Source organism: Planctomicrobium mucosum, assembly GCF_051466335.1.
Taxonomy (GTDB): Bacteria; Planctomycetota; Planctomycetia; order Planctomycetales; family Planctomycetaceae; genus Planctomicrobium.
Genome location: NZ_CP195793.1, coordinates 1,457,782 through 1,480,595, shown reverse-complemented (window position 1 = coordinate 1,480,595; position 22,814 = coordinate 1,457,782). Strand labels below are relative to the sequence as shown.

Genomic DNA, 22,814 nt, shown 5'->3' with positions numbered 1-22,814 from the left:
CTCAAGAACTGAGCGAGATTTTCCTGACCAGATCGGCTCTGGACTGCCTCGGTTAAAACCTACGACTCAACATAACATCACTCAAACGGAAGTACATCCCGCTGCTCACTGAATCGCATGTTTTCTTTCTCCCAGTACATCGTCACAGTCCCCAAAGGCCCCGATCTGTTCTTAGAGATAATCACGTCTACTTCTTTCGGACGTTCCAATGGGTCATAGACTTCGGGGCGATAGAGGAACATCACAACGTCAGCGTCCTGCTCGATCGCTCCCGATTCACGCAAGTCTGATAACTTGGGGCGTTTATCTTCACGCTGCTCAACCCCGCGATTCAACTGCGCCAGAACCACCACCGGCACCTGCGATTCTTTGGCAATGATCTTCGCCTTGCGCGTGATCGCCGCAATCTGCTGATCTCGGGGAACTTTCCTGTCATCGGGTTCCACCAGTTGCAGATAGTCGACCACCACCAATCCGAGATGATGGGTTCTCGCCACTCTCCGTGTGATTGCTGCAATCATTGATGGGGTTCGAGTGGGTGTGTCATCGATGATGAGCGGGGCTGATTTCAGGATCTCCGCAGAATTCATGAGGTTTTGCTGAGCAACCTCATCCAATTCTCCTTTCCGCAATTTGTGACCGTTGACACGCGAATGAATGCAAAGCAACCGTTCGGAGATTTCCTGGCGTGACTGCTCCAGCGAAAACACCAGTGCTGCCTGAGTCTTGATCACTGCCAGGATCAAATTGCAGATGAACGCGGTTTTTCCCATCGACGGGCGGGCGGCAAGGACAATCAATTCTCCCGGCTGGAATCCCGTTGTCTTTTCGTCAATTCCGGCAAAACCTGTGGAATGAACTTCCGTATCGTCTCGGTTCATTCGTTCGAAAATGCACTGAAACGTTTCATTTAGAATGTCTTCGAAGCTCTTCTGCTCGACATTTTCGAGACCGCCGAGAACATCAAGAATTCGTTTCTCTGCAGAAACGGCGATGTCCCCGACATCCCCTGCTTCCTTCCAACAATCATCTGTAATCTGTGCACACGCTGTCAGAAGCTCTCGGCGAATAAACTTCTCTTTGACAATCTGAGCGTAATAGACCGCATGAACTGCATGCTCAACGGATTCCATCACCGAAACGAGATAGGTGATCCCGCCCATCTCGTCGAAATCTCCTCGCTTCTTCAATTCGTTCGTCAAGAGAACGACATCGATGGCCCGACAGCCTTTCTCGTACATCGATTGCAGGCAACGGTACAATCGTCGGTTCGCATCCAGATAAAAACATTCGGGTTTGACGATACCGACAACTTCGTCATAAGCATCCGCGGAGAACAGGATTGACCCCAGAACTGATTTCTCGGCTTCGCTGTCGTGCGGGAGATTTGTTCTGTTCTCAGTTTTTAACATGGAGTACCTCGCTCCCCCCAATACCTTCAATGTGTCTCGATGACGACGCGGACTGCGCTAACCTGTCCAGCATTGCCTGCTGGACCCGATGAACCGGTAGACCGCATTCGATACTGTGGATCGCCTGAGGCTCTGAGTGGATCCCTCGCAGGTAACTTCCATCACCATCCCCAGAACGGGCGCGAAGCTCATACCACTCGGTAAACTCTTTCTCTCGCCAATGCATGTCCTCAGTCAAACTCTGACAGAGTTGTGCCCATCCCCCCATGTCATGAATCGCAGCATTTGCCAACTTGTCGCTGAAATCCACCGATTCATATCCCCCATGAAGACGCATCGATTCTCGAACTTTTGCCCACGCAATAGCGGCCCGCTCCGAATCTGCGAAGGTCTCGACCCCTCCAAATTTGAGTACTGCTGCGGGTGTTGGATAGTCAGTTGATTCCGACATGAACCGACTAATGGCGATTTCAACTCGAGAAATAGAGAGCCCAGTGAATGGTAGAATCCACAGCCGGAGAGCATCTGGAGACAGGCGGATATTCCTGGCCTCAAAGAATGCCTCAAAAATCCGTTTCAGACGATCAATCTCTTCTTTGGTGCGTCTCTCTGCCATCGCCTCATTCGCTCCTTCCAAACACTTCGTCAAATGCGGTTCTGTTGTGCTCCACCACTGTCATGCGCGCCGTGTGAACAGTTCTGCTGGATGCCCGTTCACGCGATGCCCAGCCTCTTAAAGCGGCCTCCCAGTTCTTCATAGGAGACGTTCCAACCTTCCAGCCCTTGCTCTCGTAGAACGACACAAACTGTTCTGCGTCGATCTGAAATCCCTTTTCAAGGCAGTAAGATTCCACTTCCACAATTGTGGGAGGGAAAAACTTTTTTGTGTTCTTCACGCCAAGGATTGCGGCAACTTGCTTGGGGCTGATGAACCATTCAATTTTCTTGCCATCGGCATCTCCCGATTCAGACAGAAGGTCGATCGCTCGCTCCCATGAGTCCGCCCAAACTGGATCTTGCAATCGCCTCACGATCCGTTTCTTTCGCTCATCAGTGGATCGGGTGCACTGTTCTACGCCTGGAATCATGTTCCACTGCTGGATCACATAATTTGCCAACGTCCAGTTATCTGCTCCCTCCGAAAGGACGAAGGGATTCTGCTGTGGACTCGACTGTGCCCTGATCTGTGCCCCATTCGGTGTGGGAACAACTTTCGCATCCGACGAAGAAACCTGTGTTTTTCCATCTCGAATTGACGCTGCCCCTTCGACCATCTGGTGTTTTTTCTGTGCCCCACTCTGTGCACTGAACTGTGCCCCAATTCGGCATACTGACTTCTTTTTCCCTCTCTCTGTGGCAAGCAATGTGCGAGTAAGAGAAAGGCGAATTTTCTTCGAGATGTCTGGAATCTCGATTTCCATCTGGCCGGATGAATGATGCTCGGCGACTCTGATTTGTTCGGCGTTTGCCAATGAATTCAGACAAAGCTTCACGACCGATTGATCCACTCGGACGATCTCAGAGATATCCTGCAGAGTTCCGCGACAGGTCGAAATACGATTGGAAATCAAATAGCAACGCAACTCGACATAAACTCCCCTGGCCGCAATGGAGCACCGAGAAAGCATCTCGTTTTTCACCCATTCTTCAGCGTCTACAGCAATGATAACTTGTCGCTTCCTCGCCACGTGAACGCCCTTGAGATTCGAGAAGATCAATGATTTACCGGAATTCAACTCCGACTGTCTCTATCTGGACCGCCATCGGTGCCGACTTCTCAAACTTTGGATTTCATCCGGGCATCGCTCGTTGAATGCGTCCCAATCTTTCGAGAAAGAAAGCGGTTGCTGCAGCACGGTGACCGCCTCTTTGGCTCCGATAATGAGCTCCTCATCGGCCATCCAGGAAACCAGACTCGTGACGCATGCGTGGATCTTCCACCACGGTTGGATGACCCGAATTGACCGAGATGAGCCTCCATCTCGCTCGATGTATCCTCGATTCTCCAGTCCCTTCAGATGTCCGATCACGCCGTTTGCGCTCACGATTTTTAGAGCAGAAGCGATCTCTCGAATTGTCGGTGGACTCTCAAAGCCTTCGATGATCGCGAGCACTTCGGCCTGTCTGGGCGTCATGGACTTAGCGGTTTTGGGTTCTTTATGTTTCATTGGTTCTTGCCTATGTTTTCGCGCGAAGTCTATAATGGGGGCTAAAGCCAAGCGCAGTTGCGTGCGTCCTGTCTCAGCGATCCCTCTTCTGGTCCGGCGAAAGACGTGAATCGGGTAACATGGGATGGAGTCAGCTTTAGCAGTGTTTCCCAACGGAAGCGCCCCCGGCAGAATAGAGCCACTGAAGTTCGAAGCGTTTAAAAAAACATCGAGCTTCGGTGGCTTTGCTCTACCCCAACCTCCGTCTTGTACTCATCTGCGTACTTGCCACTCTCGCGGCCCCCAATCCCAGTTCCCGAAGGGCGCTCTACGGGCAGTTTTTCGATGCGCCAGACTTTTGGATTTCGCGATAGGTTCGCTCAGGGGGCTGCGTGACCAGCCAACCTCAAAGCGGCTGGCCACGCGGTTTCTTTCCTACTCAGTTCGGCACTGAGCTGCCGTCAATTACCCAGATCGGCTCTGGGCTGCCTCTCCACTGCCCGATTCGGCATCGGGCTGCCAGCGTCAAAGGTGTTCAACGAAGCCATGTCGGTGGGGCTGCGATCGTTAGCGGGCGACGTGACGGAATTGATTACCATCACCAAATTTCCTCGAACCCTGAGGCTTTCTTAGGCTTACGTGTTGTTTTCTTTTGTGGTTGCGGAATCCGTCCACAGCAGAGTTCGTCATGCTCCTTGAGAGAGGATTCTGGAATCCTCCACGGAGACTTCGTGCTCTTTGGGTTCAATCGAAACGCCTTCAGTCGTCCTGAAGTGATTGCCGAGAGAACCGTGTGTCTTCCGCTCTTCCAGAGCTTTGCCACTTCGTCGACGGTGAAATAGATCATGCCTTTTCCCTCAACCGACGGACCAACCAGCCAAGAGTTCTTAGTCGTTCCTTGCACTCAGCAGCCTTGGCTTTGTCATTGGATGAAACCGCTTCTTCCAATCGAGAGAACCAAAACGAAGGCCACTGTTCGTGAGGAACTGCTTTTTTTGATTTAGTCATTCTTGTCTCCTCAACTGTGCATGTGTGACTGGCAAATGTGGGCATGCCCACTCGCAAAATCAGCCCCTAGAAATGAAAGAAGCCGCACAAATGTGCGACTAAAAAAATCGGACTTTTTTATTTCAGTGGGCGTGTTTCGGGCATTGCCCATCAAAACAAATTCGGCCAGAGGTGACGATGCACGGTGTTGACGACCACTCTTAACCGTTCGTCGCTGATTCCATGACGATATTGAGACGCCATATCGTTGGACTTCGGCGCGTGCCCCATGATGAAATCGACTGCAACCTGATCCCGAGATTCACCACCGATCGTCTCAAACACATGTCGGAGTGCATAGAAACTGACTCTTCGACGGTCGATGCCAGCTCGCTTCATTGTGGCGGAGAAGTTCTGAGAAACAGTGTTCACTGTCGTGAGCTTGCTTGGATTCTTCCTGCTCCTGAAGGATCGCATCCACCGATTCCCCTGACCTGTAATGAAACAGATCTCATAATCGCTTGGATCTTTCGGCTTTGGTCGACTTCCGATCACAACCTTGAGTGCGGTCATGGTCTCCTCCCAGAGTGGGACTCTTCGCGGCACTTCGGTCTTCGGCCTTGGGAAGATCACCCACCCACCTTTGAAGTCGATAGCTGAAATTGGGAGCGATGCAACATCGGTATTCCCGAACCCACAATTCGCGCCGAGCAACACCATTGCCCGCATGCTCGGATCTGAAGCATCAAGAACCGCCAGAATCTCGTCCCGATCCAGGTACCGTTCGGGAGAACGATTCTTCTCCCTACGCAGAAGCTTCTCAGATGGACGATCAAATCCAGCTCCGTACCTGACTGGTCGATCAATCAGTCCGTTCTCGAACGCATAGTTGAACACACCGCGAGCCCGGTTGACCCGATTCTTGAGAGTCACCTTGTTGACTCCGTGAGACAACACCTTGCGGAATTTTTCGAAGTCCACCGGGAAGATGTGCTGAACTAGATACTCACGACCAAAATGGTCAACGATTGCCTGACAGATGTTATGACAGTCGGCGTACGTGTGAGATGAGAGTTCGCTTGAATCCTTCAGGGACTTTTTCGAATTCATGAACGAGTTGCACATGTAGGCAACAGTGCACCCCTGTACACACTCTTCAGGAACAGGCCTCCCCGCGAGAAGATATGGGGCGTCTCTTTTGTATTTCTCCAGTGCCCCGATCGGATCTCGCCAAGGTCCAAAATAGTGGGTCTGAGTAAGAATCTTTTTTGCCCACCGACCAGTGGCATGGGCGAACAGTGGAAAATCCGGAAATGGTTTCTCTGGTCTTGTTTTTTTGTTACGATCCGCCACGGACCTGGCCCCCTGAAGACATTCACATCTGGTGTCACAAACGCACAAATCCAAGCTACGAGGTGTCACTTCAGGTGTCAAGGTGTCAAACAGATCTGGGCCTTGATACAAAAACCCAGTGAATTTCCACTCGGCCGAGTGGCGGAATAGGCAGACGCACAGGACTTAAAATCCTGTGTCGCGAAAGCGGCGTGCGGGTTCGATCCCCGCCTCGGCCACTCATTGGGAAATTTTTTCCGAAGATCCTACTGCTGTTAAAATGGACAATCCAAGTCCTCCGGTAAACCTGCCGGACAGGAACAATCGCTTCCCGATCACCCGCTTTCCACAGTTGTCGCATCCGGGTGGGCTGATAAAAAGTCGTCTGCTTGCAGCCAGAATCGGACCTTGAGACAAATTGCGTTCTCATTTAGCGCAGATTCTCATCTCACATTCAGGGCGATTCACTCCATCCATTTGAATCCTGAAGCACGGGCGGATACCGTCTCTCTTTCTGAATTCCCGACCTCGAAAGACTTAATCTCATGAGTGCGACTCCCCTGCGGGCGTTGATCAGCGTCAGTGATAAAACCGGACTTGGCCCATTTGCCAAAGAACTCGATCGTCTCGGATACGAAATCCTCTCGACAGGGGGCACATCCCGTTTCCTGAAGGAACTCGGCCTGAAAGTCATGGACGTCTCGGATTACACCGGATTTCCAGAGATTATGGACGGTCGCGTCAAAACCCTGCATCCACGCATTCATGGCGCGATTCTTGGGATGCCAGACCTCCCGGAACACGCTGAAGCAATCCAGACACACGGAATCGTTCCATTCCAGATTGTGGTCTGCAATCTGTATCCCTTTGAACAGACCGTCGCGAAGACCGGTGTTTCTGTTGAAGAGGCGATTGAGCAGATCGACATTGGCGGACCAAGCATGGTCCGATCCGCTGCCAAGAATCACGCTTATGTCGCCATCGTCACTCAGCCATCACAATACGAAACCGTGATTGCCCAGTTGAATGGCGAAGGACTAACACAAGGGTTCCGCCGCGATCTCGCACATGCAGCTTTCGAGATGACAGCAACGTATGATCGTGCCATCTCGAATTACTTCACTCAGCTAAAAGCTGTGGAAACTGATGTCTTTCCTGAGAAGCTCTCGCTGAAGTTCAACAAACAAACTGATCTGCGATACGGTGAAAACCCACACCAAATCGCAGCGTTCTACGCCGAAGCAGCACCGCCTGCGGCATCCGTTGCTGCTGCTGAAAAGCTGAACGGAAAAGAACTTTCCTACAACAACATCCTCGACCTCGACGCTGCCCTGGCGATTGCCAAAGAGTTCGCCGACCCAGCCGCAGTTGTGATTAAGCACACCAACCCTTGCGGTTGTGCGATCGGTCGAACATTGTCGGAAGCGTTCGTGAATGCATACGCTGGCGACCCAGTGAGTGCCTTCGGATCGATTCTGGCATTCAACCGTGAAGTTGACGTTGCCACAGCTGAACTACTCGCTGAACCGGGCCGATTCATCGAAGCGATCATCGCCCCCGGGTACTCACAGGAAGCACTTGTCATCCTGCAGACCAAGCCAAAGTGGAAGAGCAACGTCCGCCTTTTGAGCTGCTCTGGAATGCTCGCTCCACAGCCGGTCAGCTTTGACTACCGACGTGTTGCAGGTGGACTGCTCGTTCAAAGCCGCGATGACCAGCCAGATCCGGAAGCGGAATACAAGGTCGTCACCGAGCGAACTCCGAGCGAAGCAGAAATGCTGGATCTGCGATTCGCCTGGAAGGTCTGCAAGCATGTGAAGTCAAATGCAATCGTTCTCGCCAAGGGGGGAATGATTATCGGTGTCGGAGCCGGCCAGATGAGCCGACTCGATTCGTCGATGATTGCAGCTCACAAAGCAGGTGACCGCAGCCAAGGCTCGATTATCGCTTCAGATGCATTCTTCCCATTCCGTGACGGCATCGACGCTGCTGCCAAAGCAGGTGTCACAGCGGCGATTCAGCCAGGTGGATCGCGTAACGATGATGAAGTCATCCAGGCATGCAACGAACATGGGATCGCGATGATCTTCACCGGTCGCCGCCACTTCAAGCACTGATTGCTCGACTGAGAAACGCAAAAGCGAGGGTCCACAGTGGCCCTCGCTTTCATTTTTGGTTTCTCTGATCCGCAATCGGTCTACAACGTCTTCAGGTACTCCAGCACCGCCCGCTTCTCATCTTCGCTCAGCACATCCGGATAGCTGTGCCCTGCGTTGCTCTTTCCAATCTGTCTGGAATCGTAAAACTCTCGACGTTCTCGAGGATCTTTCAGACCAGCGGGAATCCTCTTCAACTCCTGAACTTCGAATCCGACCCGTTGCTGGTCGTACCCGGTCAGACTGCTACGAGTCCACACAACGGGCCGTTCCTTGGGATGCAGAACATGCCAAAGTGTCGGGACAGAACCGTTATGAAAATAAGGGGCGGATGCCCAGATCCCCGTGAGTGGCTGAGCGAGGTATCCCTCGGGTTCTCTGATAGAATCGAGCTCGCCATATTTCGTGAACCATGACTTTCGATAGATCTCGCGATCTTCTGTGGAGATAGCCCGAGAGCGTGCAGAATCAGTCCCCACCTCTTTCACTGCCACCACACGGGCTGGAAAATCCAACCCAGTTTCAGTCTTCATTCCGTGACACTCTGCGCAGTTTTTCGCGAACAATCCTGCTCCCCGGTTCGCTAGTTTCTGATCGATTTCGAACGGATACTTCGGCGCCTCGATGGAATTCAGATAAGCGTAGATCTCTTCAAAGTCAGCTTCCCATTCACGGAACTTTTCCGGACCATTGCTCCGGACCAACATGAACTGCATCAGGCTTCTTGGAGAGTGAGCTGCATACGCATCCGCATAGAGAAACTTCTTATGTTTGAAGTTCCACCAGGGAGGAGCGTCCATGTCGTGATTGAGCAGTCGTGGCGAGAGTGGACCTTCGATCAGATTCAGATCCGGATCTCGATAGGACATCAGCACCACACCGAACATCACAGCGTTCGTCACCCCGCGAGAAGTCCCCAGCGGGACGAACTGTGTCGCTCGTTCCATGCGTGACAACACTGCGTTCGGATCACGACGCAGCTTTAACGAACGCAAGTCTTCGCTGAGATTCTGAAGCTGAAAGTCCGCATTGGGACGCCCGGGGAAAGACACCCCAAGAACCTGTCCCCCGTGACATGCAAAGCAATTCATTGTCCAACGTCCATCACCCCCGACGACGTACTGCAATGGTTTGAAGTGAGCATCTTCAGTTGTCTCCAGATCGACTTCTGGTCGAGCCGTCAGCCCGTACCGCGCGAAGGTCATTTTCCGACGCTCTAGTGGTGTCGCCTGTTCAGCCTCGCTCCGGAGCGGCTCAGGCCAGACCTGCCAGACACCTGAAAAATCTTCCTCCGAGAAGTCGGCTGGCAGGAACGGCTTTTCAAGAAGGAGCCGAAGCCCGTTCTCCGGATCCGCAGCACGAGCAGCTGATGAGCCACTTAATAGCAGGATCAACAGGAACAAAGAGTTTCTCAGGGGGCACGTCATCGAATTCAATTTCCAACTGAGCACATCACAACAAACTCCTGATCCCAACCTTACCGATTCCGAACCCTCCGATCCACCATATTGACGTCTCCAATAGAAAAGCCCGGTCCACTCGGGAACCGGGCTTCAACGTTTTCAGACTCTTTGCAGCAGCAAAGGACTTGCCACATGCCGACAGATTACTTCTTGCTTGGCTTTGGAACGTAAGCCTTGCGAGTGAAAGTGTCGACCTTCAACAGATGCTTCTGAATATCTGGATCCAGAACGTATTCCTTGATTTCCTCTGGTGTCGGAGGAGTCAATGGGCGGACAACGCGGAACCCGACAAAGTCACCATCTGTCAGGTACCAAATACTCTTAGGCAGCTGTGGATCTTGAACTTTCCAGTCGTCGTGTGACCCAACTCGAGCTGCACTGCGGAGCAGATCTGGATCATCGCGCCACGATCCACCACGAACGACTCGTGGATACTCTTCATCGACATTCGGCACAGCGAGTGGGAAGACTGCTGCCTGCTCACCGGTGAACTGCTTGTAGAACTCTGGGTCGTATCGATCCAGGCACCACTCAGCAACGTTTCCATGCATGTCGTGAAGTCCCCAAGGGTTTGGCTTCTTCTTGCCAACCTTGTGATACTTCTCGTTTGAGTTTTCGTAGTACCAGGCGTATTCATCGAGACCAGTTGGATCATCGCCGAATGAATAAGCGGTTTCGGTCCCAGCACGGCAGGCGTATTCCCATTCTGCTTCAGTTGGCAGACGGTAGTACTGGCCGGTCTTGGCAGACAACCATTTGCAGTACATCTTGGCTGCAACCTGAGTCATGGAGATCGCTGGGAACCCATCGTGTCCCATCCCGAATGTCATTTCCATGTATTCTTTGGTTGGACGGGTCACTGCGTCTGCAGCGTCATCCACTTCGTTGGACTCTCGCTTGAGCAATTCAACTCGTCGCTGAATATCAAGTGCCAATCGGAACGTGTCGTACTCGTCCCAGGTCACTTCGTGTTTACCCATCCAGAATGGAGCAATCTTCACCTTGTGCTGTGGACCTTCGTCCTCCTGGCGATCAGCTTCCCCTTCAGGGCTGCCCATCACGAATTCACCACCGGGGATTGGAAGCATCTCGAACTGAACCGATGTGTCCCGCAACTTCTGGACATATGGTTTCATCTCAGCTTCGGTTGTCGCTTCACTGCTTGGGTCGCGAAGATACGGATCTTCGGATTCAGCTTGTGCGGTATTAAGAGATGCCGTAGCTACGGAAAGCATTCCGGCGGTAATCCAACCGGCTTGCCAGAGTGCGAACTTCGGAGTTAGTTTCATGGTAGGCGAGTCTTTCAACTGATTTACCGATGGGATGAGTAGGACCGAGTTCATGACTATCAAGAATCCGAACTGGATCAGGTGGGCCCTCACCCTGTCCGGCATTTGCACCGGACTGAGCCTGATGGGCATTCCCACGTTTTCTGCTGAACCACCGCAGCGATTTGAGTTCACTCAAATCCGCATGGGAATTCCTGTCAGAATTGTAGTGTACGCCGACGATTCGGCATCCGCAATTCAGGCTACGGATGCTGCTTATGAGCGAATTCGTCAACTTGATCGCACTTTGAGTGATTACGATCCAGATAGTGAACTTCAGCAAATTATCGCGAACTATACACCCGGAAACCCTGTTCCCATCAGCGAAGATTTTCTTAATGTCCTGAAGGAATCGAAGAGTCTCTCTGCTAAAACCGAGGGAGCTTTTGATGTGTCAGTCGGCCCTGTCATCCAGCTCTGGAGGGCAGCACGACGCAACAAGAAACTTCCGGATCCACAGCGGGTTCAGACGGCTCTCAAAAGCGTCGGTGACCAGTTCATCACTGTTAATTCCGATTCACGTGAAATCACGCTTGCTCGCGCAAATATGCAACTCGATTTCGGAGGAATCGCGAAAGGTTATGCCGCAGATGAAGCCTTGATCGTGCTGAAGCAACACGGCATCTCTCAAGCGCTGATTGCGGTTGCAGGTGACATTCGAGTGGGAGACGCCCCACCGGGCCAAACTGGATGGAAAATAGAAATTGAAGACAGGACCCGTCCCCCATCAGAAGAGAGTCCCCCACTTGTCGCGATTCTTGCGAACCAGGCAGTCTCTACTTCTGGAGACACCTATCAATATCTCGAGATTGATGGAGTTCGATATTCTCACATTGTCGACCCCAAGAGTGGTTTAGGCATGACAACCCCCGGAAGTTCGACTGTCATTGCACCGAACGCCATGTTGGCGGATGGACTCGCCTCTTCCTTGGTTCTACTTGGCCCAGAAAAGGGAATCGAACTCCTGAAACAATTCCCTGGCACCTCTGCGATCATCTTCCGTCTTGAAGAAAACGGAGAGCGAACGGTCAACACCTCGTCGAACTGGCCTTTTCAGAGCGACGGCTGTGATCAAATCAACTAAGCCCAGCGAACGAGACGGTTAAGCCACCTGAAGGGATTACAGTTGCGATGGCTGAAGGCGCTCATCTGAGAGATCGAGTCGATACATGATCTGATTGTAGTCGTAGCGAGGAGTCTTCACTGGCCCATCAGCAAATGTGTCTGTGTACGTTCCTTCGAAGTAAATGAATCGGCCTCCCTCTTCCGCGAGCTCAGGGTGCTGCAGCGGGTTGTAAAAGGTGTAGTTCTGATGGGTCACGACTTTCGTTGCCGGTGCCCATTCGCCCAATAAGTCCTCGGATTCCGAGTACCACACTTCCCCCAGCATCGACGTTCCACCAATCTCGGAAGCAATCATCACATATCTCTTCCGATACGCGTTCCAATAAATCGATCCAGTGTGTCCTGTGACCATTTTCCCGCTCAGGGCATCCCGCAGTTGAAAGTGAAGTTCCTCCCGCTTCACGACATTCGACGCGACAAGCTGCTCTTCACTTTTCCAATCCCGCATTGGGACGCCTTTCCGCCACTTGTAGATCAGCTTTCCAGTTGCATCCCTCTCAACCGCTGAGCCGGTGGCATCCAGACAAGAAAACGTTTCATATTGATCCAGGTCCAGAAACGCATCCGGATTTGCAGGGACTCGAACGTCCGGAAACGGTCTTGAGAAGTAGAGATATTCGCCATCGTTTTCGGTCACTCTGAGCGAATGTCCATCCGGATAGATCAATGCCCCTTTTGGAAAGACACATCGCTTCTCAAAGCGAAACGTTTCGGGATTAAACTCGACCACTCCTCTTTCATATGCTTCCAGTGGCGGACGAATTTTCGCGTACGCGGCAAAGAGCCGCTCACGCCCTTGATCGTCCTTGAAAACGGTGAGTGAGCCCAGCCAGGTCGGCCCCTCACCGGGCAACTCTGCCGTGTTCACTGCCTGCCCATTGCTGTCAGTGAAGTAAGTGAGGTCAACTCCGACAGAAGCCGCGAGCCCCCCTTGGCCTGGAAGCTGTGATGTCGCTCCAGGAGTCTGAAAGAGTCCCAAGGGATACCCCGGAAGATTGGTGTCTCCCCAAAACCAGTGCAACTTGCCATTGAAGACTGTACACAGCACGCTGTCAGAACCCAGAACTCCCGCATTGATCACCGAGTGTTGCAATGGGACTTCTCGATTGAGCAACACAGAATCCCGATAGATCCCATCTCCCGTCACTCGATAGATTCGTTGAGCTGCAAGCCTCCGCTTCAGCGAGATTGTGGCAGTCTCGCCCACAGTCGTGTGCAGCTTCACTCCACTGAATCCAAATCCATCCTTTGGAAGATCGTACCCATGTCCTCGAACATGGAAGTAGACGTCTCGATTCATCAATCCCGGTTCGAGAAACGCCACCATGCCATTCGAGTCCGTGACATACTTAATGGCGTTAACTGTCTCCAACTCAATGAGTGGAACGCCGCGGCCAGTCGCTTCATCAACAACCTGAATACCAAAGTACTCAGCTGCGATCGCCATCGGCAGGAAACTCGCATTGCACATCACCGCTGTAACACAGAACAGCATTGCGACTGCACATCGAACAGAAATCCTAGACATTTTCCGTACTCCCGGGGAGTTCGCTGCAAATCAGTTTTAGTTCGAGTTCGCCCCGCTCCCTCAGTGTGACGTTGCAATGGAGTCGAACACAATATTCAACGGTCTTTTGCATTCTTTCAACCGCCGAACAACACTGTTACAGAAACGCTGCGATCTCGTGAACGAGCGTGCCGCCACGAGACTCCCCTCGAATTCCAATTGTCAACTCGTTATGAATTCGCATTGAATGAATCAGACAGTTCTTGTGGGCGGTCAAACAGATGTCCGGCAATATCATCAACCTCAGACCTGACCTGCGGGAACATCTTTTTCGATGGCTTGGCCTTGCGCTGGGCCTATCGCTCTTCATCGGAGTATTGTTGATTCCAACGCCGAACGGCCTTTCAATTGAAGGCCAGCGACTGGGAGCCGTAACAGTCCTGATGGCTGTATTCTGGATTCTCCAGCCCATCCCGATCCCGGCAACGAGTCTCCTGCCCATTGCGCTCTATCCACTCCTTGGAATTCTCCCTGCAGCACAGGTCAGTCATTTCTATGCAGAGTCCAACGTGTTTCTTTTCCTTGGCGGATTCATCCTGGCAATCGCGATCGAACGCTGGAATCTGCACAAACGTATTGCGCTGCACATTATCAGCCGCGTCGGAAGCAGCCCACGAATGATTGTGCTTGGCTTCATGCTAACCACCGCCGGACTGTCGATGTGGATCAGCAATACCGCTGCCGCTTTGATGATGATGCCCATTGGACTCGCCCTCGTCGCAACGCTTCGTGACACACTCTCTGAATTCGATCCGGTAGATGCAGAAAAGAGAACATCTCAGCTGACGATTCCTTTGCTGCTCGGCATTGCCTATGCAGCTAGCTGTGGCGGCTTTGCAACTCTCATAGGAACGCCGACAAATGTGAGCTTCCGTGGGTATTGGGAACGGCAGTTCGTTTCCCAAGGCTACCCGGATGTTTCGTTTGCAGAATGGATGATCGTCTTTACTCCGGTCATGATCCTGATGCTCCTGTCCTGCCTCATCGTGATGTGCTGGCGAGTGAAGCCTTTTCCGCATGCCGAAAAACTGACGAGGGAATTCTTCAAAGACCACCTGAGACAACTCGGAAAAGCGACTGGCGCTGAATGGCGAGTTGGCCTCCTTTTTTTCGCAACGACACTTCTGTGGATCTTTCGAAAACCGATCGAAATTCAAGGGTTGCTCTCGATTCCCGGCTGGCCTGAAGTACTCACTCAGATTCTGGGGATGATCGGAATCGATTCGAGCCTGCTTTCCAAGCTTGCGGATGATGCAACAGTTGCGATTGGCATGAGCTTATTGTTGTTCGTGCTTCCAGGTGACAGACTCGAAACGGGAGAGCGACCGAGGCTGCTGAATTGGGAAGAGGCAGAACGCCGTGTTCCGTGGGGAATGCTTCTCCTTTTTGGTGGCGGTTTCGCAATTGCCGAAGCGTTTACATCGACAAACCTCTCAACGTGGCTCGGGGGTCAGGTTTCCTCCGGCTTCGCGAATCAACCACTTCTGATACTGATCATCGGGACCTGCATCCTGCTGACGTTCCTCACAGAGTTCACAAGCAATACAGCGACAATCAACATGATGTTGCCGATTCTCGCAGCCATTGCCGTCGACCTGAATCTCGACCCTCGATGGCTGCTGATGCCGGCAACGGTTTCTGCAAGTTGCGGATTCATGATGCCGGTCGGGACACCTCCGAACGCACTGGTCTTCAGCACCGGAAAAGTCCCACTCACCTCAATGATTGGATACGGACTGATACTGAATTGCCTGGGGATCATTTATGTAGCAATGGCAATGTGGTTCATCGCATCCGGCGTCATGAAACTCCCTGTCCCCTGACAATCCAATCAACACAAATCGATACAACATTTTCGATTGGCGCCGAATTCCATCGAACGGTGAATTGTCGATTCGCATCCGTTAAGATCAGGACGCAGAAATCAATTGCCGAATATTCCGGAACACTTCCGAATTTTCAGCGACCATTGCAGGTTTCAAGGTGTAAGGAATCACGGGAATGAATCGGGTATCGCTTGCGTTCAAGGTCTTCTTTGGCATTTTGTTCAACAAGGATCGTGCTGAGCAAATCCGCAAAATCGAAGCCGTATCAGTCGACGCAGTCCCAGAGCCAAAACCCGCTCATACTCCTGCACCCGCTCCCCCACCGCCAGCACCAACTCGAAGCGAAGCACTAAGCCTTTTGGAGACGCTGCAGCGCGAAGCACGGCTCATCGACTTCCTTCAGGAAGAAATTGACTCTTATTCCGATGAACAAGTCGGCAGCGCAGTGCGAGAGATCCATCGTAGCTCACGCGCAGTTCTCAAACGGATGTTCGACATCTCCCCAGTACTCAGCGAAACTGAAGGAAGCCGAATGACGGTTCAATCCTCGGACTCCGCAGCCAGAATTCGATTGGTCGGTAAGGTCACCGAAACACGCCCGGTTACAGGCACAATTGTTCATGGTGGATGGAAGGTCGAAAAATGCGAGCTTCCCAAATGGTCAGGCACTCCGGATTCAGCAAAAGTCATCGCCCCAGCTGAAGTAGAGCTCTGATTCGGACCGCACCTGACACGTCCCCCAGGGTCAATTGAAATCCCTTAACACTGAAGTCTTTGTATGTCTGCTGAATTTGTAGTTGGTATCGACCTGGGCACCACGAACAGCGTTGTCGCGTATACTTCTGCGAGTGCAGATGCTCCTTCGATCCAGTTACTGCCGATTCCTCAATTGGTCTCAGCTGGCACAATCGAGAATCGCGACAACCTCCCTTCGTTCCTTTTTCTCGCAGATCAAATGGATCCCACATTTGATCTCCCGTGGGCAACTCACCGAAACTACGTGGTGGGAGAATGGGCTCGCCGACAGTCCGCAGAAAACCCCGACCGAACAGTGAGCGGTGCAAAATCATGGCTCGCGAACAGCCGAGTCGATCGACATCAGCCAATCCTCCCTTGGGGAGCCCCCGCAGAAGTCTCGAAGGTCTCTCCTGTCATCGCATCGCAGAGATATCTTGAACACCTGATCGCTGCGTGGACACTACAGTTCCCGCAGTCTCCTCTCGCACAACAACAGGTCGTCCTGACCGTCCCCGCTTCATTCGACGCAAGTGCTCGTGAATTGACGCGAGAAGCCGCCATCGCTGCCGGTCTCCCTTCGAATTTCCTGCTATTGGAAGAACCTCAGGCTGCGGTCTATTCCTGGTTAGCGCAATCCGGCGACCAGTGGAGAAAACTCGTCAAAGTGGGCGACACGATGCTGGTCGTCGACGTTGGCGGAGGAACGACCGACTTGACGCTCGTCACTGTCGCGGAGCAAGAAGGAGAACTGCAACTCCAACGAATCGCTGTGGGCAACCATTTGCTCGTCGGTGGCGACAACATGGACCTGACACTCGCCCATGTCGCCGCCACAAAGTTCGCTGAAAAAGGAACTCAACTCGATCCGTGGCAATCCGTCTCACTCTGGCATGCCTGCCGTGCTGCCAAGGAATCACTCCTGAGTGGCGAAGGGAAAGAGACTCACCCGGTGGCCGTTCTGGGACGCGGACGTAAACTCGTCGGCGGGACAGTGACGATCGATCTGGATCGGCAATCAACTCAGGAACTGCTCCTCTCCGGATTCCTTCCCGAGTGCGACCTGCAGGCTGTCACAAAACGCCAGCGGGCTTCAGGCTTTCAACAGATCGGCCTGCCGTTTGAAACCGAAACGGGAATCACGAAGCATATCGCGGAATTCCTGCGGCAACATACAACTGATGGAACTCCAGTTCACCCGACAGATATTCTGCTGAACGGTGGTGTCTTCAAGTCACCAGCAATCGCTGAGAGGTTACTGGAAGTCATGAAGGGTTGGTTCCCGGAATCTCCCCCCAAAGCGTTAGCCGGCGAACGCGACCTCGACCACTCTGTCGCACGTGGGGCTGCCTACTATGGGTGGGCGAAAGATCATGGCGGCGTTCGAATTCATGGCGGGACCGCCCGATCTTACTACGTTGGAATTGAAACCGCAGGACTGGCGATTCCCGGCGCCCCACGTCCTCTCAACGCTCTCTGCGTCGTCCCGATGGGAATGGAAGAAGGAACGTCGATCGACGTGAATTCCTCAGAGTTTGGACTGATCGTCGGAGAGCCTGCACACTTTCGATTCTTCAGTTCCGCAATTCGCAAAGACGATCAACCCGGCACGTTGCTGAAGACCTGGGCTGAAGACGAGCTCGCCGAAACCGATTCGCTGGAGGCGACTCTTCCAGCGGAAGATGGTGAAACTGGTAGCTATGTCCCTGTTCGATTCCATTCAGTCGTGACCGAACTCGGAATGTTCGAATTGTGGTGTGTCAGCGCGAATTCGAATCAACGCTGGAAGCTCGAGTTTAGCGTGCGGGAAGAAGAGTAACCCCATAAAACAAGCTGGCAATTGCGAGATCAAATGCAATTGCCAGCTCTTGTCTTACCCGAGAATATCGAGCGATTATTCGCCCAGATACAGCAAGCGACCACAGATCCCGCAGGTCATCAACTTGCCGCCGTTGAGATGAACTCGAAACTGGGCTGTAATAGAAACCCGGCATTGTCCGCAGACATTATTCTGCACTGAGGCGAATGCGTCAGCACCATAGGCCTCAACGAGTCGGCGATACTGTTCCCTCAACTCAGTCGGAATCACTGTCTCTGCTTCCGAGATGCGAACCTTGAGTTTTTCTTCCTCTTGCCGATATCCGCCTGACCTCTCTTCGAAATCGGCAGCCATCTTCTTGCTGTCTGCCTGATAATCGAGAATCGCCTGTTTGGCCTCAGCGATGGAGCGTTGCAGACTGTCGGTCCGATCCAGCCATTCGATGATCTCGTCTTCCAGCACAGCCTTGGCTGCCCGATCAGCTGCCATCTGGCCTTTGATGATATCGAACTCGCGGTTGGAAGCAGCCTGATTCAATTTCCCTTGCAGATCGACGAGGTGCGATTCCTTGGATTTCAGATCGAGATTCTTTCGATCTGTCGTCGCCCGCGTCTCTTTGAATTCCGCTTCTTTCTCTACGAGATCTTTTTCAAACTCAGCAAGGCGTTTCTGGCGGGCCTTGACCTGTTTCGGGCCGCGAGCCAGCTGATCCTGTACATCCTTCAGCTGAATCAGCAATTGGTGAAGATAACTATACTGCGCACCAGCTGACGCCATCGCTGAACTCCATCCGCAAATTAATAAAGAGCAAACCTCACTCAGCCATTCTGAACTCTGCACAATGACAGAGCCAGAAGAGGACTCATCTTCCAGAGCGCTGAACAACGCATCCGGCGTTCTCCCATTTTGGCAGATTTCAGCGAGAATGGAAACAAAGTCAGCCGGCTACTCTCGATAGATCACGGAAATGCAATTGATGATTTTCCCTCAACCATGGATTGAAACGAAGAAAGCCCGACGCGAATGACATCGGGCTTTCTCAAAGTTCGAGCTGCCTATCAACCTAGTTGATTGGGAACAGCTGTGGCTGCGAAGCTGATTTCTCGAGTGCTGTTCCGCTTGGCTCTGACACCGGTGCGGATTGGATCGGAGGAGCGACTGGATCGGCAGGGACGTTCGGATCTACTGATGGATTCAACACTCGTGTTGGCTCAGGCGGAACTCCGTTGCTATCCCACAGAGCCGAGTAGGAATCCGCTGGAATTGCTGTCGGTGCTGTTCCGAAAATCTTCCCAGCTGGATGCCGTCCGTAAGTCTGCATCTGATCCATCCGTGTATGCCACTGTGATGGAACTGGCGGAGGAGGAATCGCACCTGGACGAGGCTGCCAGTAAGGAACAGTTTGATAGTAATACCCCAACTGAGTGGTGTCAGTCGGCATATACACTGTTCGTGCCTGATAAACCGGACCGCCGACAGGCTGACCCTGTCCGGTCCAACTGTCTGGGAAGCCCTTCTGATAGGAGACTGGAGTTCGGTAGATCGGTCGCTTCACTGGAGGTGAAAAGACATACCCAGTTCCGCGGCGAAGGCAGCACTGACGCCCGGTATTGTTACCACACTCAGTCTGACATTCTGGACAGACTGAAACACCGGGAGTTGATTCGGGATCGAACGCACGGTCTGAGACACGCACGATCCCTTCAGTCTCGGCCGACTGCGAAAAGGCAGGCTGACTGAAGATACCAAGAAGTCCGCCCGCAAAGACGCAGGAGGTCAGGTAGGGACGAATTCGAAGCATGGGAGTCTTCCTGTAAAGTCTCGCGCTGGCGGCCATCCGCACATCGACACATCAGATTCAAATCGGAGATCACCAGACTCGCCAGGCAGCAAACCGCTGCCACGTCCTGATTCTCCACGAACGGGATTTACGAAATCACTGTTCCAATTCGCTGCTTATCGTGCGATTGGAGCAGTAGGATAGGGACTCGGATATTGTGCAACCGGAGCTTGTGTTGCTGGATGCAGAACAGGAGTCAGACGGCTGGAAGGAACACCCCAACCGTAGTTGTAAGTCGACTGCACGACAGGGGCGAGTGGAACCGAAACCGGACCACCGTAACCTGGAGCGGCGTAAACCTGACCATCTCGTTGATCGAAATAGCCTGGATCAACCGGGTACACGACGGAATAATGCCCCGCCAATGGACGCCCTGGACCATCTTTGCAACCAGCGCGACGACCGTAGCCAGAATCATCGTAGCCAGCACCGCCTCGTCCGTGATGCCCATGATGTCCGTAACCGGAGTAGTCATCACTGCCGAATTTTCCGCGGAACCAGGCACCCTTGTAAGCGAGGTCGTTCCGCAGCCACGTTGCAAACCGATATGGCAACGCCACACCATCTGATCCGCCATGGCGGCAATGTGACTGGCAGATCGGCTGGCAAGCTGGCTGACAAACCTGTTGAGTCTGTGGTGGGCAATTATTGGCAGCAGTGGCTGCTCCAGCTGCACCAGCATTGGAACTCACAGCAACCGGTGCGGTCTGCTCACAGTGCGAGAGAGTCTGGATCTGTGGTTCACCAACAACTTCGGACTGGCCTCGAAAGACCTGCGATGTCTGCACTTCGTCACTGACGCGAATGACACCAGCAGGTTGGTGGCCCAGCCGAACGACTCCTTCAACATCTTCTGCCTGGGCTGAAAGGCCAGCCAGCAGACCGCTGCTGACGACACATCCCAGACTCATTCTGCGAAACGCTGTCTTCATGTTGCTCATCCTGAGTATAGATTTCAGGCAGGCAACATGGCCTGACCTGTTTCACGGTGAATTTTGTCGTCGCGAGGATAGGCACCTGATATCGCCTGAATCCCCGCTTACATTCCGATTTCACTCACTGCTTCCGGCTGTTCAAACAGCGTCAGCCAGCTGTTCTTCAGTTCCGCCAGAGTTGTGCGTTCCGGCAGTCCCATCGAAGAGTTATTTTTGCGATGCGACCGCACATCGAAGATGGAGTTATCGCGTCACTGGAGGGTGCCATCCACCAAACAATGGGTAGTTGGATCGGTACTTCACAGTGACTTCAGTTCCTTGAAGTTCCCAGTGTTCATGCTGACGGAAACCCAGCGGAGTCCAGAACCACTTCCCCTTCACCTTGTGGTAAAATGGTGGGTACATCGCGTGGTAAGTGTGCGGATAGAGCATCTCATGCGGTGCGAACGCCTGATTGGTGATAATTGTACCACCCTGATAGGAAGGAGTGTTCTGCACTGGGCTTGGATACAGCGGGGCGTTCAGTTGCGGATACTGAGCACCAGGAACGTACACGCCGGGCTGCGCTGGTGTCTCGACAACACCCCCCCCGTGGTAAGAAGCGTGCTGAACCCCATTCGGGGCGTATTGCTGGGCAGCTGCAATATTAGCGATCGCGATTGCCAGAACAGCGGCACCAGCCCGTAATTGCTTGGAAAACATTCTTCCCCCCTCCGTGGGTTCTCATTCTGGACAACCACTTTCATGTGGTTGAATTCTCAATGTTTCGAATGGCAAAGTCGCCCCGGACTCCCATCTGTGATCACCTGTGACACTGCGAATCGATCAGCTTTCGACGTCGACGGTCTGTGTTGAGGTCTTCAATCGAAGTCCGACTCCAACTCCCGTAACGACATCACTTTTGAATTCAATTCGGCGAAACACTGCTGTTTGAAAATCGTCTGAATGGAGTGAATCGAATCAATCTATTGAAAAGCATTGCAGCGAAACGTCCGCATTTACCGAATGTGCAGCGAAACCATCCCTACAACCGTCAAACTCCAACGCCACTTCGCTTCTACCGGAGAGCTACCCGGCGCATGTCACTCATGTTTCCCTGGAGGGCGAATGATGGGATCCCTTGGCGTAACCAATCCGTGAACGGCACAAAAAAAGCCACGGCGATTCACCGTGGCTGACTTTGATTTCAGAGAGAGAGAATTAGCGAGAGTAGCCGCTTGTTGGGACAACGGCAGTCGCTGGGCGGAACTTCTCACGAGCTGTGACGAGGCTCTTCTGATATTCGTTGGCATTCTGAAATCCTTCGATTCGGCCAAGAATCTCCGCGTCAGCACTGAGAACAACAGTGCTTGGAAGCGACTCAACTTCCAGGATTTCGCCGATCTTTTGCTCTTTGTCGAGATCGAGATACAGCGGGACATACTCTGCAGCAATGTATTTTTTCAACTCAGGAGCGTTGAGTGTCTCCTTGTCGAGCTTCTTGCAATACCCACACCACTCAGCACCAAACACAACCAGAATGGGCTTATTCCCGGCAACTGCAGCCTGATGAGCTGACTTCAGATCTTTGTGCCACTTCAAAGGGGGAGTGGGAGCCGCAGCCGTTGATTTCCCCTTAAAGAAAAAGGGAGGAGCTGCCACAGCGAACGTCGTCAATGAAAATGCCAAAACAATCGTCGCCAGAGAGAGCGTCGGAATTCGCTTCATTGAGGTTGCCCCTTACAGCGTTAGTGCATTTCTCACGCAGAAAATGCCGAAGTCGCCCGACACGCGTGCTCTTCACTATCTATCGGAAGATATGGAACAGGTTCCCGCATCGAATTCATGCACCTCACTGAAGATTCAATCGAAATGCACCACCTCTCTGTCGCTTCGATGAAGGAATATGGAGCGTCATCGATTTCAACCGTGACAATCAAGTTCGACCTCGTCGCTGGCCCGCCATCCCACCCCTTACACTTCCAGCAACCTTCCCAATCCACCAAACGGACGTCTTTTTCGCATCAGCAACCACCATTCTTGCAACCTCGACATCTCGCTGAGTTCTCTATCGAGCCGCACTCGCCGTCGTAACCCTCCAGCAACGCAGACGTTCAGACAAAATCAAACACGCATAGACAACCCCAACAATCTCTCATCATT

General features: G+C 52.7%; 20 protein-coding genes and 1 tRNA gene. 6 read left to right on the top strand and 15 right to left on the bottom strand.

Annotated features, from left to right (window positions below):
• Nucleotides 1-77: 77 nt before the first annotated feature.
• From dnaB to SH668x_RS05960, 7 genes are all read right to left on the bottom strand, one after another.
• The gene (dnaB, locus tag SH668x_RS05990) at nucleotides 78-1,412 is read right to left on the bottom strand and encodes a replicative DNA helicase (RefSeq protein WP_437187787.1); all 1,335 of its coding nucleotides are present in this window, start codon (nucleotides 1,410-1,412) and stop codon (nucleotides 78-80) included.
• The gene (locus tag SH668x_RS05985) at nucleotides 1,399-2,028 is read right to left on the bottom strand and encodes a DUF6475 domain-containing protein (RefSeq protein ID WP_437187786.1); all 630 of its coding nucleotides are present in this window, start codon (nucleotides 2,026-2,028) and stop codon (nucleotides 1,399-1,401) included. Before SH668x_RS05985 ends, dnaB begins: the two co-directional genes overlap by 14 nt.
• A gap of 4 nt (nucleotides 2,029-2,032) precedes the next feature.
• On the bottom strand, nucleotides 2,033-3,040 hold the full coding sequence (locus tag SH668x_RS05980; protein WP_437187785.1) for a hypothetical protein: 1,008 nt from the start codon (nucleotides 3,038-3,040) through the stop codon (nucleotides 2,033-2,035).
• A 120-nt stretch (nucleotides 3,041-3,160) separates the two neighbouring features.
• Nucleotides 3,161-3,580: a MarR family transcriptional regulator gene (locus SH668x_RS05975; RefSeq protein WP_437187784.1), complete on the bottom strand. Its 420-nt coding sequence runs from the start codon at nucleotides 3,578-3,580 to the stop codon at nucleotides 3,161-3,163.
• A gap of 577 nt (nucleotides 3,581-4,157) precedes the next feature.
• Nucleotides 4,158-4,406 (bottom strand): helix-turn-helix domain-containing protein, encoded by a 249-nt coding sequence (locus SH668x_RS05970; protein ID WP_437187783.1) that lies wholly within the window; start codon nucleotides 4,404-4,406, stop codon nucleotides 4,158-4,160.
• Nucleotides 4,403-4,567: a hypothetical protein gene (locus tag SH668x_RS05965; protein WP_437187782.1), complete on the bottom strand. Its 165-nt coding sequence runs from the start codon at nucleotides 4,565-4,567 to the stop codon at nucleotides 4,403-4,405. The genes SH668x_RS05970 and SH668x_RS05965 overlap by 4 nt, the downstream gene beginning before the upstream one ends.
• Nucleotides 4,568-4,717: 150 nt before the next feature.
• Complete coding sequence (locus tag SH668x_RS05960) at nucleotides 4,718-5,656, bottom strand: tyrosine-type recombinase/integrase (RefSeq protein ID WP_437187781.1); 939 nt, start codon at nucleotides 5,654-5,656, stop codon at nucleotides 4,718-4,720.
• A 375-nt stretch (nucleotides 5,657-6,031) separates the two neighbouring features.
• Between SH668x_RS05960 and SH668x_RS05955 the strand changes: the two genes are divergently transcribed.
• Both SH668x_RS05955 and purH read left to right on the top strand, forming a co-directional pair.
• Nucleotides 6,032-6,117, top strand: a tRNA-Leu gene (locus SH668x_RS05955).
• A gap of 306 nt (nucleotides 6,118-6,423) precedes the next feature.
• On the top strand, nucleotides 6,424-7,995 hold the full coding sequence (purH, locus tag SH668x_RS05950) for a bifunctional phosphoribosylaminoimidazolecarboxamide formyltransferase/IMP cyclohydrolase (protein WP_437187780.1): 1,572 nt from the start codon (nucleotides 6,424-6,426) through the stop codon (nucleotides 7,993-7,995).
• An 80-nt stretch (nucleotides 7,996-8,075) separates the two neighbouring features.
• On the opposite strand, the gene SH668x_RS05945 is transcribed toward purH, so the two are convergent.
• Complete coding sequence (locus SH668x_RS05945; protein ID WP_437187779.1) at nucleotides 8,076-9,461, bottom strand: cytochrome c; 1,386 nt, start codon at nucleotides 9,459-9,461, stop codon at nucleotides 8,076-8,078.
• A 179-nt stretch (nucleotides 9,462-9,640) separates the two neighbouring features.
• Nucleotides 9,641-10,786, bottom strand: a complete 1,146-nt coding sequence (locus SH668x_RS05940) for a formylglycine-generating enzyme family protein (RefSeq protein ID WP_437187778.1) — start codon at nucleotides 10,784-10,786, stop codon at nucleotides 9,641-9,643.
• Between the two features lie 52 nt (nucleotides 10,787-10,838).
• On the opposite strand from SH668x_RS05940, the gene SH668x_RS05935 reads away from it, so the two are divergent.
• Nucleotides 10,839-11,909: an FAD:protein FMN transferase gene (locus tag SH668x_RS05935; RefSeq protein WP_437187777.1), complete on the top strand. Its 1,071-nt coding sequence runs from the start codon at nucleotides 10,839-10,841 to the stop codon at nucleotides 11,907-11,909.
• A gap of 36 nt (nucleotides 11,910-11,945) precedes the next feature.
• Here the strand turns inward: SH668x_RS05935 and SH668x_RS05930 are convergent, their stop codons facing one another.
• Nucleotides 11,946-13,478 (bottom strand): hypothetical protein, encoded by a 1,533-nt coding sequence (locus SH668x_RS05930; protein WP_437187776.1) that lies wholly within the window; start codon nucleotides 13,476-13,478, stop codon nucleotides 11,946-11,948.
• A 260-nt stretch (nucleotides 13,479-13,738) separates the two neighbouring features.
• On the opposite strand from SH668x_RS05930, the gene SH668x_RS05925 reads away from it, so the two are divergent.
• The 3 genes from SH668x_RS05925 to SH668x_RS05915 all read left to right on the top strand — a co-directional run bounded on the left by SH668x_RS05925 (nucleotide 13,739) and on the right by SH668x_RS05915 (nucleotide 17,897).
• The gene (locus SH668x_RS05925; protein ID WP_437187775.1) at nucleotides 13,739-15,340 is read left to right on the top strand and encodes an SLC13 family permease; all 1,602 of its coding nucleotides are present in this window, start codon (nucleotides 13,739-13,741) and stop codon (nucleotides 15,338-15,340) included.
• 178 nt (nucleotides 15,341-15,518) lie between these two features.
• Nucleotides 15,519-16,058 (top strand): DUF2760 domain-containing protein, encoded by a 540-nt coding sequence (locus SH668x_RS05920; protein WP_437187774.1) that lies wholly within the window; start codon nucleotides 15,519-15,521, stop codon nucleotides 16,056-16,058.
• A gap of 63 nt (nucleotides 16,059-16,121) precedes the next feature.
• Entirely contained in the window at nucleotides 16,122-17,897 is a 1,776-nt protein-coding gene (locus SH668x_RS05915) for an Hsp70 family protein (protein WP_437187773.1), read from the top strand.
• Between the two features lie 75 nt (nucleotides 17,898-17,972).
• Here SH668x_RS05915 and SH668x_RS05910 read toward each other — a convergent pair whose 3' ends face one another.
• The 5 genes from SH668x_RS05910 to SH668x_RS05890 all read right to left on the bottom strand — a co-directional run bounded on the left by SH668x_RS05910 (nucleotide 17,973) and on the right by SH668x_RS05890 (nucleotide 22,379).
• Nucleotides 17,973-18,674, bottom strand: coding sequence for a zinc ribbon domain-containing protein (locus SH668x_RS05910; protein WP_437187772.1), 702 nt, complete (start codon nucleotides 18,672-18,674; stop codon nucleotides 17,973-17,975).
• A 286-nt stretch (nucleotides 18,675-18,960) separates the two neighbouring features.
• The gene (locus SH668x_RS05905; protein WP_437187771.1) at nucleotides 18,961-19,698 is read right to left on the bottom strand and encodes a hypothetical protein; all 738 of its coding nucleotides are present in this window, start codon (nucleotides 19,696-19,698) and stop codon (nucleotides 18,961-18,963) included.
• Between the two features lie 155 nt (nucleotides 19,699-19,853).
• Entirely contained in the window at nucleotides 19,854-20,669 is an 816-nt protein-coding gene (locus tag SH668x_RS05900; RefSeq protein WP_437187770.1) for a hypothetical protein, read from the bottom strand.
• A 246-nt stretch (nucleotides 20,670-20,915) separates the two neighbouring features.
• Nucleotides 20,916-21,374, bottom strand: a complete 459-nt coding sequence (locus SH668x_RS05895) for a hypothetical protein (RefSeq protein ID WP_437187769.1) — start codon at nucleotides 21,372-21,374, stop codon at nucleotides 20,916-20,918.
• A gap of 498 nt (nucleotides 21,375-21,872) precedes the next feature.
• Nucleotides 21,873-22,379: a thioredoxin family protein gene (locus tag SH668x_RS05890; RefSeq protein WP_437187768.1), complete on the bottom strand. Its 507-nt coding sequence runs from the start codon at nucleotides 22,377-22,379 to the stop codon at nucleotides 21,873-21,875.
• Nucleotides 22,380-22,814 lie beyond the last annotated feature (435 nt).

What these genes read in the sequence shown, in the direction of transcription:
- dnaB (WP_437187787.1), bottom strand. Translation starts at nt 1,412, where the DNA reads ATGTTAAAAACTGAGAACAGAACAAATCTCCCGCACGACAGCGAAGCC.
- SH668x_RS05985 (WP_437187786.1), bottom strand. Translation starts at nt 2,028, where the DNA reads ATGGCAGAGAGACGCACCAAAGAAGAGATTGATCGTCTGAAACGGATT.
- SH668x_RS05980 (WP_437187785.1), bottom strand. Translation starts at nt 3,040, where the DNA reads ATGCTTTCTCGGTGCTCCATTGCGGCCAGGGGAGTTTATGTCGAGTTG.
- SH668x_RS05975 (WP_437187784.1), bottom strand. Translation starts at nt 3,580, where the DNA reads ATGAAACATAAAGAACCCAAAACCGCTAAGTCCATGACGCCCAGACAG.
- SH668x_RS05970 (WP_437187783.1), bottom strand. Translation starts at nt 4,406, where the DNA reads ATGATCTATTTCACCGTCGACGAAGTGGCAAAGCTCTGGAAGAGCGGA.
- SH668x_RS05965 (WP_437187782.1), bottom strand. Translation starts at nt 4,567, where the DNA reads ATGACTAAATCAAAAAAAGCAGTTCCTCACGAACAGTGGCCTTCGTTT.
- SH668x_RS05960 (WP_437187781.1), bottom strand. Translation starts at nt 5,656, where the DNA reads ATGAATTCGAAAAAGTCCCTGAAGGATTCAAGCGAACTCTCATCTCAC.
- purH (WP_437187780.1), top strand. Translation starts at nt 6,424, where the DNA reads ATGAGTGCGACTCCCCTGCGGGCGTTGATCAGCGTCAGTGATAAAACC.
- SH668x_RS05945 (WP_437187779.1), bottom strand. Translation starts at nt 9,461, where the DNA reads ATGACGTGCCCCCTGAGAAACTCTTTGTTCCTGTTGATCCTGCTATTA.
- SH668x_RS05940 (WP_437187778.1), bottom strand. Translation starts at nt 10,786, where the DNA reads ATGAAACTAACTCCGAAGTTCGCACTCTGGCAAGCCGGTTGGATTACC.
- SH668x_RS05935 (WP_437187777.1), top strand. Translation starts at nt 10,839, where the DNA reads ATGACTATCAAGAATCCGAACTGGATCAGGTGGGCCCTCACCCTGTCC.
- SH668x_RS05930 (WP_437187776.1), bottom strand. Translation starts at nt 13,478, where the DNA reads ATGTCTAGGATTTCTGTTCGATGTGCAGTCGCAATGCTGTTCTGTGTT.
- SH668x_RS05925 (WP_437187775.1), top strand. Translation starts at nt 13,739, where the DNA reads ATGTCCGGCAATATCATCAACCTCAGACCTGACCTGCGGGAACATCTT.
- SH668x_RS05920 (WP_437187774.1), top strand. Translation starts at nt 15,519, where the DNA reads ATGAATCGGGTATCGCTTGCGTTCAAGGTCTTCTTTGGCATTTTGTTC.
- SH668x_RS05915 (WP_437187773.1), top strand. Translation starts at nt 16,122, where the DNA reads ATGTCTGCTGAATTTGTAGTTGGTATCGACCTGGGCACCACGAACAGC.
- SH668x_RS05910 (WP_437187772.1), bottom strand. Translation starts at nt 18,674, where the DNA reads ATGGCGTCAGCTGGTGCGCAGTATAGTTATCTTCACCAATTGCTGATT.
- SH668x_RS05905 (WP_437187771.1), bottom strand. Translation starts at nt 19,698, where the DNA reads ATGCTTCGAATTCGTCCCTACCTGACCTCCTGCGTCTTTGCGGGCGGA.
- SH668x_RS05900 (WP_437187770.1), bottom strand. Translation starts at nt 20,669, where the DNA reads ATGAAGACAGCGTTTCGCAGAATGAGTCTGGGATGTGTCGTCAGCAGC.
- SH668x_RS05895 (WP_437187769.1), bottom strand. Translation starts at nt 21,374, where the DNA reads ATGTTTTCCAAGCAATTACGGGCTGGTGCCGCTGTTCTGGCAATCGCG.
- SH668x_RS05890 (WP_437187768.1), bottom strand. Translation starts at nt 22,379, where the DNA reads ATGAAGCGAATTCCGACGCTCTCTCTGGCGACGATTGTTTTGGCATTT.